This window comes from Leptospira ainlahdjerensis (assembly GCF_016919175.1).
Taxonomy (GTDB): Bacteria; Spirochaetota; Leptospiria; order Leptospirales; family Leptospiraceae; genus Leptospira; species Leptospira ainlahdjerensis.
This window is the reverse complement of sequence record NZ_JAFFPU010000002.1, coordinates 1-11,655: the sequence shown is the minus strand read 5'-3', so window position 1 is coordinate 11,655 and position 11,655 is coordinate 1. Positions and strand designations below refer to the sequence as shown.

Sequence of the window (11,655 nt, the reverse complement as noted above, 5' to 3'; positions counted from 1 at the left end):
TATACACTATCATTCGTCAATCGCTAATTTGGTATTTTTGCGTAGAATTTGCGGGGCATGTTCGGCTAACGAAAGAGACTTCTCGACGTTCGCGTTCCCGGAGCGCCTGTGCGCGCAGGGATTGACAGAGGCTTGAGCGAACCTTAGTGAGCGATTACAAGCCGAACGGCAAAGCGAATGTGGCGAAGCCCGAAGTGAGTCCGAGCGGGAACCGTGAGTGACGAACGAAGCGAGAAGCCGAAGTTAGACGGCGTCTGCTTTTAAACTCAAGCAATATTCTTGCGAGATCTTACCTTTACTTCTAGATCTAATGCGTGACATACTTTCAAAAAAGTTGTGAGATTGCAATTTATACCATTTTCAATTTTCGAAAGTTGTTGTTGAGTTACATGAGCCATTTTTGCTAGCTCCGACTGAGAAAGACCTTTCTTTTCCCGTAAATCATGCAATTCTAAGGATAAATTGATTAGTTCCTTTTCTTCTTGAAACTTTTCTTTGAATTTCTCGTTTTTAAGTTTAGATTTTAAATGTGTTCTAAATGATTTCATGATAATAACTTCCCTATTTCTTTTTCCGGATATTTTTTAAGAAATTTTTCTCTCCTCTTTACAGCTTTGTCTATTTCAGACTTCGGAACTTTATCAGATCGTTTAATAAATTGATTTGTTAGTATAACGTAGTCTTTATAACAGAAAAAATATAAAATACGAACCTGATCTCCGGAAAGTTTAATTCGTAATTCATGAATACCGTCTTTTAATATATCAGCGTAAGGCCTTGGTAAATTTGGCCCTAATTCCTCAAGTTTCTCGATCCAAGCCAATATCTTCGCTTGATTTCTATCATCTTTCGAATTGATAAAAGCTTCGATTTCACTTTCTTCGTCCTCGGATTCCGAATAATAGTAAACTTTCCATTTTCTTACCACAAATCACTTTACATCATATATGACGTTCTGTCAATTCCAAAAATAGTCAAAACCGTCTTAAATATCAAGCCAAGTTGCAAAATTCATTTTTAGCAGATGCCGTCTAACGAAAGAGACTTCTCGACGTTCGCGTTCCCGGAGCGCCTGTGCGCGAAGGGATTGACGGAGGCTTGAGCGAGCCTTAGCGAGCGATCACAAGCCGAACGTCAAAGCGAATGTGGCGAAGCCCGAAGTGAGTCCGAGCGGGAACCGTGAGTGACGAACGAAGCGGCAAGCGTTAGTTAGCCGCTGTTTGCCCAATCAATATCAAATTGCATCGCGGGGACTGATAGGGGCTCAAAAAACATTAATCACAGAAATAGTAACTTTTGAACTTTAAAGTTTTTCCTGGAAGGAAAGACCAATAGAGAGAAGCAATAACACTTCTTTCTTAATTTCGGGATTAGAATCAAGTGAGTCTAGTAGAGAAGAACAAATCCGGAATTTCCCCTTGCCCCGCTTCGTCCCCGCGCCTTATTCCGTCATCCCCTGGGCAAATGGCGGCTAACGAAAGAGACTTCTCGACGTTGCGCCCGCAAGCGCTTGAGCGCGACGCGGTTGGCACGAGGTTCGAGCGACCTTAGTCGCGTCTCGCGAACCGAAGTGACAAAGCAATGTGCCGGAGGCCGTAGTGAGTCCGAGCGGGAACCGCGAGTGGCGAACGAAGCGAGAAGCCGCAGTTAAGCGACGTGCCGCCATATTTTAAGAATTATTAATCAAATAAATCCGAATGAGTTCCAGTTCTTTCAAATATAATTGAATCACCATCCAACTTATAGATAAGAAGCCAATCCGGTTCAATATGACATTCCCGACGATTCTTATAATTTCCCGTTAATTTATGGTCCTTAAACTTGGATGCTAATTGAATGTCATCAATAAGCTGAGACATGATTTCTTTCAGCTTATTTAAATCTTTTTTACGTTTTTTCTGTAACTTGATATCTTTATTGAATTGAGTAGTATAGCTAGGAGTAAACTTCATATCTCCAGCTTTTTGAATAAATCTTCTTTTGATTTAAAAGACTTTAGATTTTTTTTCTTATCTGTTCCTTCAAACGTCTTCTGCGTTACTTTATTTGGCATTCTAACTGGGAAAGGCAACCCTTTACTCAGTTTAATTTGGTGATAGAAAATATTAATAGCTTCAGAAGCAGAAAGACCTAAATGATCCAATATATTTTCTACGTCCTTTTTTAGGCTATCCTCTACCCTTGCGCGAATCATTGCGGTTTTTGCCATTATAATTACCCTTATCGCAATTGTTCCCCGTTTGAGCCACGTTGTCAAGATCTAAATTTGGTCGATTTAAAGCTGTTCCTTTGTTCCTTCTTCTTCAAAAGTATCAGTCATATGGAAAAATTTTCCTGCGGCATGTTCGCTTAACGAAAGAGACTTCTCGACGTTCGCGTTCCCGAAGCGCTTGTGCGCGAAGGGATTGACGGAGGCTTGAGCAAACCTTAGTGAGCCATCACAAGCCGAACGTCAAAGCGAATGTGGCGAAGCCCGGAGTGAGTCCGAGCGGGAACCGCGAGTGACGAACGAAGCGAGAAGCCGCAGTTAGTCGACGTGCTTAATTCTATACTCAACTAATTATTTTCAATTGCACTCTAATCTTTATTACGCGAAATAAGTTGCATTATTTTTTGAATTTTTGCTTTGATGAAATACCAATTAAACTTACGAAAAAGACTTTGAAACAAATACAGACTTATTTATTTCATAAATCACTTCAAAGAATATTTATGAATTAGATATAAAAAAGGTATTGGCGCATTAAGAATTAAACAAAATAGCACAAGCATTTGACTGCTACCGTCATTCGATGGATATATAATATCATAAATATAATTTACGGCAAACAAAAGATCAGCTACCAATATAGGATACAAAAACGAGAATTTAGCATACCTTCGATTCTGTGCGTTCGACTTTGTAAGCAGAAGAAGTATTATAGAAGGAAAGAAAAAAGGCAACAGTAAAAAACTAAGACCGATAGCCTCGACTTTAAATGTAAATATCAATGTAAATATAACAATTAGAAGTTGAGATACCAAAGACAAATATAGAAATCTCAGTATATTTGTCTTAGTAAAATATTCTTTGAATGAAATCTCCCTCATAATTTTGATAATTAATCTTATATCTTTATCCCTTAATATTTAATTTCCAATAATGGAATTAATTTTATTCGATACATTCATGATTCTATTGTGATAACGGATTTAAACGCTTAAGAAATTATAACTAGCAAAATGCAAGTTATCTACATTTTAAGAAGTTCTGAGAATCAAATTGCTTCTTATAAAGCTTAGTTTTAAGCATGTCGCCTAACGAAAGGGGCTTCTCGACGTTTGCGTTCCCGAAGCGCCTGTGTGCGCAGGGATTGGAACGAGGTTTGAGTGAGCCTTAGCGAACGTCTTGCAAACCGAATTTAAAAGCGAATGTGCCGAAGGCCAAGCAAGAGTTGCGAAGCAATCTCGCAGCGCCGCGAGAAACCGCAGTTAGACGAAGTGGCTGATATGTAGTTTAAGCATTTTTGCTTTTTAAATGTATAACCGGTTCAGCATCTAATGCTTTGGCTAGTCGGTTAATCAATGACAATGATAAATTTTTATAATTTCCTGACTCAATACGTGCAATTGCTGGTTGAGAGGTTCCAATTTTCTCTGCTAAGTCTTTTTGAGTTAAATTCCTCTTTTTTCGCAGCTTAATGATTTCTTTAGCTAAAGTAAACTCATTAGAAAGAACTTCGTATTCTTTCTTAAAATCTTTATTCTTCAGTTCTTTACTTAGAAGCGAATCAAAGTCTTTCGTTTTAAGTTTCATATTCAGTCTCCACTGTAGCTCTTCATCAGTTTAAAAGCCTTAATTAACTGGTCTTTACTAGTCTTCTGTTCTTTCTTCACATATCCTGAAGTTAAAATAACAACCCGCCCTTTCTCAAAGAAATAAAAGAATCTGCAAATATTCGAACCTTGCTTAATTCGCAGCTCGAATAACCCTTCAAAACCTTGAATTTTCTTAGAAAATGGTTCTCTTAATTCAGGTCCAAATTCCCCTAATAGCTCAATCGTCCTGAATGCTTTTGCCTTGAGTTTGTTTTCCAGTTTTAGAAGAAATTCTTCGGCAGGTTCTAATAACTGGACTTTAAACTTCACAATACAGATATACCAAATTTGATATATCTGTCAATCTTTATCTGGAATTCATTTTCAGCCATTACGCCTAACGACAGAAGCTTGACGACGTCGCGTCCCGGAGCGCCTGCGCGCGAAAGGGATTGGAACGAGGCTTGAGTGAGCCTTAGCGAACGTCTTGCAAGCCGAGTGACAAAGCAAATGTGCCGAAGGCCAAGCGAGGGTTGCGATAGCAATCCCGAAGCGCAGTGAGAAGCCGAAGTTATACGCCGTTGCAAAACAACTAAATAGAAAGTTCTTTTTGAAGTTCTACTTCTTTTTTAAGAACTTTGTTAATGATAGAATTTAAGTCTTTACCTTTAGAAGAGGCAATTTTGGAAAAATATTCCTCGATATCATTATCAAGATATATCGGCAAATGAATATTTTTTTTGTCTTCTATAAAGAAGACGCCTTTTTTACCTTTAGAGAAGTCGTAATGTTTTTTCATTTCTTAATCTTTGCCTATTCTTTGGAGGTATTCTTTTTCTTCCAATTTATCAGCTTTTCTGGCGGAAATTATTCTTAACTTTTCTTCTTCATTATTCGTTTTGTCCACAAAAACAACTACGATTATAGTAAAATTTTCAATTTTTCCAAGAACAAGCCACCTTTCCTCATTTTCTGAATGGTTTTCATCGGAAATGTAGATTGCATCTTTATCTAAAAAGACCTTAGAAGCTTGTTTAAATGATATCTGATGCTTTTTAAGATTCGAAGCGTTTTTCTTTTCATCCCATTCAAAAAGCATTTAGATTAGAATTATTTTAGATGAAGCAGTAGTAAATCAGAATATTTTAGCCATTTTCTTTTTGGAATTAAAAGATTTTAAAGCAATGACGTATAACGAAAGAGACTTCTCGACGTTCGCGTTCCCGAAGCGCTTGTGCGCGAAGGGATTGACGGAGGCTTGAGCGAGCCTTAGCGAGCGATAACAAGCCGAACGTCAAAGCGAATGTGGCGGAGCCCGAAGTGAGTCCGAGCGGGAACCGTGAGTGACGAACGAAGCGAGAAGTCGAAGTTAGACGTAGTGCCTGCCCTATTTACTCTTAGTTCGTTTCCGTAATCGTTTCTAATTTCTTAGATGAAAACATATCGGCTGGAGAAACAACAAAATCATTTAGTGGAATATTCTTCCCGTATCTCTTCTTCATCAGATATTTTACCGCTGAATTATTTAGATCGAAATCCTTCAACCTTTTATCTTCAGTAAGCTCAATGTTCAATGCTTTTTTAAAAATTTTCCAAGCTAACTCGGTACAGTAAATTTTTTCATCGGACCAGTTAAAATAGATGTCATAGTGCTTTCCAATATATTGATCACCAATCGACTTCATTAATTTTATTTTTTCCTCGTTGAGAACCGTTTCCGAATTAGTTAACCGTTTAATTACGAAATGCTTATTTTTTCCTCTCGAAATAAAAGTATCGATCTCAGTTATTTTTACTGGCTCAACTGCCTCTAATACTTTTAGTTTTCCTTTATATTTGAAAATTATTCCGACATGTGTATATCTTGATTTAGTAGCGATTTTAATAGCTTTCCCCTGTTCTGAAAACGTTTCTTGGAATATTAGGTCCCCTTCTTTAAGCTTATCCATAAAAGAATCGCCATTCAATTGGAGAGACATTAAAAAAATCGGAATATAGAGTAAGAGTTTTAAGTACTGTTTCATTCCTGTTCACTTGTCCTTTGCAGGCATTACGTCTAACGAAAGAAGCTTGACGACGTCGCGTCCCGGAGCGCTTGTGCGCGGAGGGATTGACGGAGGCTTGAGCGAGCCTTAGCGAGCGATAACAAGCCGAACGGCAAAGCGAATGTGGCGAAGCCCGAAGTGAGTCCGAGCGGGAACCGCGAGTGACGAACGGAGCGAGAAGCCGAAGTTATGCGAAGTGCCTGCTATTGTTTCGACTGATAAATCTTTTCTGGATTTAAAACTTTTAATATTTTCTTATCCAAGGTCCAAAGTTTCAGATTTCTTTTCGTTGCTTCATTGATTATTACTGAATCAATTAGACCAACGCCTTTATCCTTTAACTTCTGTTCGTAGGATAGTTTACCTGCTTCAAGAAAACTATTTTCTGATGTCAAAGTATTTAAATTTTCCCAATAGTCTAATATAAATGAAATCTCTGATTTACTTTTACAACCTTGCAGAAGTTCTCCAAAGATTACTTCATGGACAATAACTTCAGAAGATTCTATTAAATCTCTTAGTTCGCTAAAATATGGTTCATTTCTTTTGAAAAACTCGATCCAGATTGAAGTATCAACTAATACCATTATCTATCTCGATTTAGATTTCGTATATTTTCACTGCTAAACCCTTTCTGGAAAGCTAATGGTGATTTATCTAATTTCTGATTTAGCTTCTTAATTTTTGCCTGCTTTAACCATTCAGAAAGTGCCTTTTGTAGCGAATCTGTTATATTCTTCCCGCCAGAATATTTCTGAATTTCAGCTATCAAATCATCGGGTAAAATCGCTGTAACTTTCATACGATCTATGATACGATATACTTTCGTATTTTGCCAGCCTTTTTTATCATTCTCTCCGATTTCTTTATCTCTCAAAACTTAATTCTAAAATCAAGTTTTGCAGGCATTTCGCATAACGAAAGAGGCTTCTCGACGTTTGCGGTCCTGAAGCGCGCTAAACGCGCGAAAGGATTGGAACGAGGTTCGAGCGACCTTAGTCGCGGCTCGCGAACCGAGTTACAAAGCGAATGTGCCGAAGGCCAAGCGAGAGTCGCGTAGCGATCTCGAAGCGACGCGAGAAGCCGAAGTTAGGCGGTCGTCCGATTATCTTAAAAATATTAATAATCAATAACAGCATCATATTTTTGCGCTTGTAATTCAACTTCGTTCCAAGTTGTTCGAATTGGTGATGTATCAACCCCTTCTGCTTGAAGTTCGCTAAGAAATGAAGTAAGTGCAACCTGTGGTTGTCCAATAAATAATGAAAATAAGCCGATCAATAAGCGACTCGTGGATGCAGTTTCTTTGTCTTTCATACTTTGAACTACTTGTTCCCAAGCCTGGATATGTCTTAAATACGCATTTCTGAATCCCATTGGGCAATCTGAAGTATCTATTTTACGCATTGATTTAGTATATGTAGACAAAGCCTGCGTCTTAGTTGCACCAGCTTCAATATCTTTTTGAGAAGAATTATAAGCTGCTTCATCCTGAGCTAAGACAGCTTTAATTTCACTTCCGTAAATTTGCTTTCTTACGAAAGAACAGTTTGAAATTAAAGATAAATAAATCGGTAATATTAATAGTATTTTTGTAGGCTTTATCTTCATTTCAATCAACACATCCTTATAAAAGTATTCGAAACTATTCGGATAGGGAAATATGGAATTAAAAAATATTTCATATCGGATGCCGCCTAACGAAAGAGGCTTCTCGACGTTTGCGATCCTGAAGCGCGCGAAACGCGCGAAAGGATTGGCACGAGACTTGAGTGAGCCTTAGCGAACGGCTCGCAAGTCGAGTGACAAAGCAAATGTGCCGAAGGCCAAGCGAGGGTTGCGAAGCAATCCCGATGCGCCGCGAGAAGCCGAAGTTAGACGCTGGTCAGTATCTTTAAAGCCAGTTTTCAATTTTAAGATCTTTAATCCGATTAAATTCTTTTTCATTGTTAGTCACAATGGTAAGTTTATTAGATAACGCCTGCGAAGCTATTAAAAGATCGAAAGGGCCAATTGGCTTCCCTACTTTCTCTAATTCCACTCGAATCTTTGCTGCTTTATTTGTATCTTCACTAACAAATGGGAGAATATTCAAGTAACTTAAAAAGTCTTCTAAGACTTTCAGATTTCTTTCGAAATGTAGACTTTTCTGAACACCATACTTCAGTTCAAATTCTGTAATTGATGAAATAAAGATGTTTTCCAGCTTGATCTTTTTAAATTTTTTGTAAACGGATTCTGGCTTTTGATTAATTATATAAATGCAAATATTTGTATCTAACAAGTATTGATTCATATTCTATTTCGTTTGTCATACTCGGTTGGTTGATTTCGATCAATGATAAGATCATCTGGAAAATTATTAACCGTGTTCCAAAATCTATCAACGGCATCATCTATTGGTGTTAAAATAACATTATCACCATCTTTTCGTATATAGACCTCTTTGCCTTTAAAGCGATAGTCTTTAGGTAAACGAATCGCTTGGCTATCACCGTTTTTAAAAATCTTAGCCTTATTCATATATATTTTAGTATATATATGAATAAGAAAGAGTCAATGATTTTTTCGATAATTCGGCCAAAATCATTTTGAAACTGATAAATAGAGAAAAAAGTAGAAATTTTTGCTGACTTGCGTCTAACGAAAGAGGCTTCTCGACATTGCGTCCGCAAGCGCTTCTGCGCGACGCGGTTGGCACGAGGTTCGAGGCGCCTTAGCGCCGGCTCGCGAACCGAAGTGACAAAGCAATGTGGCGAAGCCCGTAGCGAGTCCGAGCGGAAACCGCGAGTGGCGAACGGAGCGAGAAGACGAAGTTAGACGCCGTTTCATTTATTATGATTATGAATCCACCAAATGTTAGTTAATTTCATAATCTCCTCCATTTCCTTTTTAGAAGGGTTTTTACTAAGGTGTCTATAGATAATAGAGTCACATACTTCTCTTAATTGAATATTCTCGTGCAGTCTTTTCTGAGAGGAGAAATGAAGACCAATTTCTTTGTTTAAAGTTTCGGCTAGATTAGCAAAATTATTATGAAAATGGAAACTAATAATGTCTAAATAAGCCTGAGATCGGACGTCTTTATCATTAGAAAATAAATCTAAAATCTTAATATGAACATCATATTCTACTAGTGCATTTATTTCATCCTCATCATATATTTGCTTTAGAATATTTATGCCCCCTAAAGTTCCGTAATCTTTGAGAACTCGAATTGCTTTGAATTGACGTTCTAAATTTAAATTTTTCGTATTTAAATATACGACGTACCAAGAAGCGACCAAGCTCGTTATAGAAATAAATATAGCTAATGTGTTAATAAAAAATAACGTATTCTGTTTTAATCTTTTCTGAAATTTTATAATCATTGTTAAGAGATATTCTTAATGTTGGAGACGGTGTAAATAAGAGGAATAGGCTACCTCAAATGCACCATTTCTATATTTAGCATGATTAATTTTATCAAAATTGTCAATAGTAAAGTTAAGATCTGGATTTCGCATCCTATGTGAAAAAATGTCAGCCCTAGCCATTCTAAGTAGTTGATTATTGCCAACAAATCTTTTAAGTATTTCTTACTCCATAAGGCTTTTCCAATATGAACGCAGAAAAAAGAATATCTCTTGTTTCATGTTTCAATTAAATTAGAAACTTTACTTTGATTTGATTTATGTTATTTATCAATTTCCGCTTTTTACTCCTTACTTTTGTGAAATGGCGTCTAACGAAAGAGACTTCTCGACGTTCGCGTTCCCGAAGCGCCTGTGCGCGAAGGGATTGACGGAGGCTTGAGCGAACCTTAGTGAGCGATCACAAGCCGAACGTCAAAGCGAATGTGGCGAAGCCCGAAGTGAGTCCGAGCGGGAACCGTGAGTGACGAACGGAGCGAGAAGTCGAAGTTATGCGCCGGTTCCGTTGTATCAAATTTTCTCTAATAAGTCGATACAGGCTTTTTTTAATGGGAATAAGCGATTTGTTATGATGTCCCAAATATATCGTCATCAATTGAAAAATAACCATGCGCGAGAATATCTCTTACTCCTGCAATCTTCTTCCATTCTATTTCAGGGTGTAAATTTCGTAAATCATCTGGAAGTTTCTTTACTGCTTCTCCAATAATTTCAATATCTCGTTCAACTGCTCGTTTCTTTTCAATATTTGTAATGAATAATTGCTTCGAGTCTATTCCTAAGATAAATTTCTCGATTTCATTAATACTTTCAATTATATCTTGTAAATAAGCACCGGGATCACGCAGCATATACAACTTCTTGTAATATTTTTTCCTTAAAATATGGCTTAATACTAGATTTTGTCACTAGATCAACCTTACAATTAAACAGATTCTCTAAGTAAAATTTTAAATCCATGTAAGAATCTAAGGTTAGTTGACCCTCTCGGAAATTTACAAGTACGTCTAAATCGCTTTCTTGATTATTTTCGTTTCTCGCAACGGATCCAAATATACCAATCGATTCTATTCCAAATGATTTAATTGTTAAGAGGTTTTTACGAATATTTTCTAAAACCTGATCGCGAGTCATAATAAGAATTTTGTTAGTTCGACTTCAATTTGTCCAGTGAATTTTCGTTTCCTGGGTTCGCTTTGCGGGACTGGCGCATAACGAGAGAGGCTTCTCGACGTTTGCGTCCGCAAGCGCTTGTGCGCGACGCGGTTGGCACAAGGTTCGAGGCGCTTTAGCGCTGTCCCGCGAACCGAAGTGACAAAGCAAATGTGCCGAAGGCCAAGCGAGGGTTGCGAAGCAATCCCGAAGCGCCGCGAGAAGCCGAAGTTAGACGAAGTGCCCTTATTAATCTAAACCTGTAACCAGTTTAAGCCCTACTTCAACTTCATCTAATTTATTTAATTTGAGTTTTCCTGCTTTGTTAAGAAATCTTTCTTTGTCTAAAGTCACAATTTGAGAGACATTTACGACTGAGTCTTTTGATAAATTTGAATCTTTCTTGCTAATTAGAACGTTACCTGGTGCTTCCGAAAGATTCAGATTTGATGTAATTGCAATTGAAACTATTGTATTAATATTACTTTGATTAAAAGAATCATCTTGAATTATGAGAACAGGACGTTTAAACCCAGGTTCACTTCCAAAGGGAATTCCTAAATCCACCCACCAGATTTCACCACGAATCATTTTTTAAACTCTTGCGAAGCGATTCAACGGATAAATCAGTAATATTATTTTTAGTTTCTTTGGACTTGTTGTTGTAAATTTGATTCAATTTCTCAGTTACAGATTCCTTACTATGAGATTGAATAAATTCTTCTAATGCTTTTGCAAATAATTGGCTACGTGGTATTCCAAGTTTCTTGGCTGTTTTCTCAGCAGTTTTAAATAGCTCATCAGGAATTGAAATTGCCGTTTTCATATTCTTGGTATGACTTTGGTAATACCAATGTCAACTTTAAAATAGACTGATTTTGGGTCCAAATTTAGAAAATAAGCCGACACATTGTCTTTTGGTTTCTTCTTCAATATCAAGCTAAACTTAGGGCATTTCGTCTAACGAAAGAGGCTTCTCGACGTTGCGTGTCCAAGCGCTTGTGCGCGCCGGACTTGGCACGAGGTTCGAGGCGCCTTTGCGCCGGCTCGCGAACCGAAGTGACAAAGCAATGTGGCTTTAGCCCGGAGTGAGCGCGAGCGGGAACCGTGAGTCGCGAACGAAGTGAGAAGCCAAAGTTAGGCGACGTTTTTGCCGAAGCACTAACAAATTACGCCAAGGATGGCGTTTTTAGTTTTTAATTCCTAAAATATTTAATGCTTTAGAATTGTTTTTAAGAATGAACAAC

The 11,655-nt window shown here is 37.6% G+C and carries 19 protein-coding genes; all 19 read right to left on the bottom strand.

Annotation, left to right across the window (positions count from 1 at the left end):
- Positions 1 to 266: 266 nt before the first annotated feature.
- The 19 genes from JWG45_RS00140 to JWG45_RS00050 all read right to left on the bottom strand — a co-directional run bounded on the left by JWG45_RS00140 (position 267) and on the right by JWG45_RS00050 (position 11,234).
- On the bottom strand, positions 267 to 548 hold the full coding sequence (locus tag JWG45_RS00140) for a helix-turn-helix transcriptional regulator (RefSeq protein ID WP_205277778.1): 282 nt from the start codon (positions 546 to 548) through the stop codon (positions 267 to 269).
- Positions 545 to 928: a type II toxin-antitoxin system RelE/ParE family toxin gene (locus JWG45_RS00135; RefSeq protein ID WP_205277777.1), complete on the bottom strand. Its 384-nt coding sequence runs from the start codon at positions 926 to 928 to the stop codon at positions 545 to 547. The genes JWG45_RS00140 and JWG45_RS00135 overlap by 4 nt, the downstream gene beginning before the upstream one ends.
- Before the next feature lie 751 nt (positions 929 to 1,679).
- Positions 1,680 to 1,952: a type II toxin-antitoxin system YafQ family toxin gene (locus JWG45_RS00130; RefSeq protein ID WP_205277776.1), complete on the bottom strand. Its 273-nt coding sequence runs from the start codon at positions 1,950 to 1,952 to the stop codon at positions 1,680 to 1,682.
- Positions 1,949 to 2,209: a type II toxin-antitoxin system RelB/DinJ family antitoxin gene (locus JWG45_RS00125; protein WP_205277775.1), complete on the bottom strand. Its 261-nt coding sequence runs from the start codon at positions 2,207 to 2,209 to the stop codon at positions 1,949 to 1,951. The genes JWG45_RS00130 and JWG45_RS00125 overlap by 4 nt, the downstream gene beginning before the upstream one ends.
- A gap of 1,287 nt (positions 2,210 to 3,496) precedes the next feature.
- Positions 3,497 to 3,796 carry a helix-turn-helix domain-containing protein gene (locus JWG45_RS00120; protein WP_205277774.1) on the bottom strand — a complete coding sequence of 100 codons (300 nt, stop codon included), beginning with the start codon at positions 3,794 to 3,796 and terminating at the stop codon, positions 3,497 to 3,499.
- 2 nt (positions 3,797 to 3,798) lie between these two features.
- Positions 3,799 to 4,128 (bottom strand): type II toxin-antitoxin system RelE/ParE family toxin, encoded by a 330-nt coding sequence (locus tag JWG45_RS00115; protein ID WP_205277773.1) that lies wholly within the window; start codon positions 4,126 to 4,128, stop codon positions 3,799 to 3,801.
- Positions 4,129 to 4,390: 262 nt separating this feature from the next.
- A complete protein-coding gene (locus JWG45_RS00110) occupies positions 4,391 to 4,597 on the bottom strand; it encodes a hypothetical protein (RefSeq protein WP_020775355.1) in 207 nt (68 codons plus the stop codon).
- A gap of 3 nt (positions 4,598 to 4,600) precedes the next feature.
- Positions 4,601 to 4,897, bottom strand: coding sequence for a BrnT family toxin (locus JWG45_RS00105; RefSeq protein WP_118969216.1), 297 nt, complete (start codon positions 4,895 to 4,897; stop codon positions 4,601 to 4,603).
- 298 nt (positions 4,898 to 5,195) lie between these two features.
- Complete coding sequence (locus JWG45_RS00100) at positions 5,196 to 5,822, bottom strand: YiiX family permuted papain-like enzyme (RefSeq protein ID WP_205277772.1); 627 nt, start codon at positions 5,820 to 5,822, stop codon at positions 5,196 to 5,198.
- A 224-nt stretch (positions 5,823 to 6,046) separates the two neighbouring features.
- Positions 6,047 to 6,430 (bottom strand): PIN domain-containing protein, encoded by a 384-nt coding sequence (locus tag JWG45_RS00095; RefSeq protein ID WP_118969587.1) that lies wholly within the window; start codon positions 6,428 to 6,430, stop codon positions 6,047 to 6,049.
- Positions 6,430 to 6,645, bottom strand: a complete 216-nt coding sequence (locus tag JWG45_RS00090; protein WP_118969643.1) for a DUF2191 domain-containing protein — start codon at positions 6,643 to 6,645, stop codon at positions 6,430 to 6,432. The genes JWG45_RS00095 and JWG45_RS00090 overlap by 1 nt, the downstream gene beginning before the upstream one ends.
- Positions 6,646 to 6,962: 317 nt before the next feature.
- Positions 6,963 to 7,454, bottom strand: a complete 492-nt coding sequence (locus JWG45_RS00085) for a hypothetical protein (RefSeq protein WP_205277771.1) — start codon at positions 7,452 to 7,454, stop codon at positions 6,963 to 6,965.
- 283 nt (positions 7,455 to 7,737) lie between these two features.
- Positions 7,738 to 8,139: a type II toxin-antitoxin system tRNA(fMet)-specific endonuclease VapC gene (gene vapC / locus JWG45_RS00080; RefSeq protein WP_205277770.1), complete on the bottom strand. Its 402-nt coding sequence runs from the start codon at positions 8,137 to 8,139 to the stop codon at positions 7,738 to 7,740.
- Positions 8,136 to 8,366: a type II toxin-antitoxin system antitoxin VapB gene (vapB, locus tag JWG45_RS00075; RefSeq protein ID WP_205277769.1), complete on the bottom strand. Its 231-nt coding sequence runs from the start codon at positions 8,364 to 8,366 to the stop codon at positions 8,136 to 8,138. The genes vapC and vapB overlap by 4 nt, the downstream gene beginning before the upstream one ends.
- Positions 8,367 to 8,671: 305 nt before the next feature.
- Positions 8,672 to 9,214 (bottom strand): hypothetical protein, encoded by a 543-nt coding sequence (locus tag JWG45_RS00070; protein WP_205277768.1) that lies wholly within the window; start codon positions 9,212 to 9,214, stop codon positions 8,672 to 8,674.
- 608 nt (positions 9,215 to 9,822) lie between these two features.
- The gene (locus tag JWG45_RS00065; protein ID WP_232380436.1) at positions 9,823 to 10,107 is read right to left on the bottom strand and encodes a HepT-like ribonuclease domain-containing protein; all 285 of its coding nucleotides are present in this window, start codon (positions 10,105 to 10,107) and stop codon (positions 9,823 to 9,825) included.
- Positions 10,097 to 10,390: a nucleotidyltransferase family protein gene (locus JWG45_RS00060; RefSeq protein ID WP_205277767.1), complete on the bottom strand. Its 294-nt coding sequence runs from the start codon at positions 10,388 to 10,390 to the stop codon at positions 10,097 to 10,099. The genes JWG45_RS00065 and JWG45_RS00060 overlap by 11 nt, the downstream gene beginning before the upstream one ends.
- A 267-nt stretch (positions 10,391 to 10,657) precedes the next feature.
- Complete coding sequence (locus JWG45_RS00055; protein WP_205277766.1) at positions 10,658 to 10,999, bottom strand: type II toxin-antitoxin system PemK/MazF family toxin; 342 nt, start codon at positions 10,997 to 10,999, stop codon at positions 10,658 to 10,660.
- Positions 10,986 to 11,234, bottom strand: a complete 249-nt coding sequence (locus JWG45_RS00050; protein ID WP_205277765.1) for a ChpI protein — start codon at positions 11,232 to 11,234, stop codon at positions 10,986 to 10,988. The genes JWG45_RS00055 and JWG45_RS00050 overlap by 14 nt, the downstream gene beginning before the upstream one ends.
- Between the last annotated feature and the right edge of the window lie 421 nt (positions 11,235 to 11,655).

Coding starts and splice junctions, on each gene's coding strand:
- JWG45_RS00130 (WP_205277776.1), bottom strand. CDS start 1,952: ATGAAGTTTACTCCTAGCTATACTACTCAATTCAATAAAGATATCAAG.
- JWG45_RS00110 (WP_020775355.1), bottom strand. CDS start 4,597: ATGAAAAAACATTACGACTTCTCTAAAGGTAAAAAAGGCGTCTTCTTT.
- JWG45_RS00090 (WP_118969643.1), bottom strand. CDS start 6,645: ATGAAAGTTACAGCGATTTTACCCGATGATTTGATAGCTGAAATTCAG.
- JWG45_RS00070 (WP_205277768.1), bottom strand. CDS start 9,214: ATGATTATAAAATTTCAGAAAAGATTAAAACAGAATACGTTATTTTTT.
- JWG45_RS00120 (WP_205277774.1), bottom strand. CDS start 3,796: ATGAAACTTAAAACGAAAGACTTTGATTCGCTTCTAAGTAAAGAACTG.
- JWG45_RS00065 (WP_232380436.1), bottom strand. CDS start 10,107: ATGCTGCGTGATCCCGGTGCTTATTTACAAGATATAATTGAAAGTATT.
- JWG45_RS00050 (WP_205277765.1), bottom strand. CDS start 11,234: ATGAAAACGGCAATTTCAATTCCTGATGAGCTATTTAAAACTGCTGAG.
- vapB (WP_205277769.1), bottom strand. CDS start 8,366: ATGAATAAGGCTAAGATTTTTAAAAACGGTGATAGCCAAGCGATTCGT.
- JWG45_RS00100 (WP_205277772.1), bottom strand. CDS start 5,822: ATGAAACAGTACTTAAAACTCTTACTCTATATTCCGATTTTTTTAATG.
- JWG45_RS00105 (WP_118969216.1), bottom strand. CDS start 4,897: ATGCTTTTTGAATGGGATGAAAAGAAAAACGCTTCGAATCTTAAAAAG.
- JWG45_RS00060 (WP_205277767.1), bottom strand. CDS start 10,390: ATGACTCGCGATCAGGTTTTAGAAAATATTCGTAAAAACCTCTTAACA.
- JWG45_RS00125 (WP_205277775.1), bottom strand. CDS start 2,209: ATGGCAAAAACCGCAATGATTCGCGCAAGGGTAGAGGATAGCCTAAAA.
- JWG45_RS00055 (WP_205277766.1), bottom strand. CDS start 10,999: ATGATTCGTGGTGAAATCTGGTGGGTGGATTTAGGAATTCCCTTTGGA.
- vapC (WP_205277770.1), bottom strand. CDS start 8,139: ATGAATCAATACTTGTTAGATACAAATATTTGCATTTATATAATTAAT.
- JWG45_RS00095 (WP_118969587.1), bottom strand. CDS start 6,430: ATGGTATTAGTTGATACTTCAATCTGGATCGAGTTTTTCAAAAGAAAT.
- JWG45_RS00140 (WP_205277778.1), bottom strand. CDS start 548: ATGAAATCATTTAGAACACATTTAAAATCTAAACTTAAAAACGAGAAA.
- JWG45_RS00085 (WP_205277771.1), bottom strand. CDS start 7,454: ATGAAGATAAAGCCTACAAAAATACTATTAATATTACCGATTTATTTA.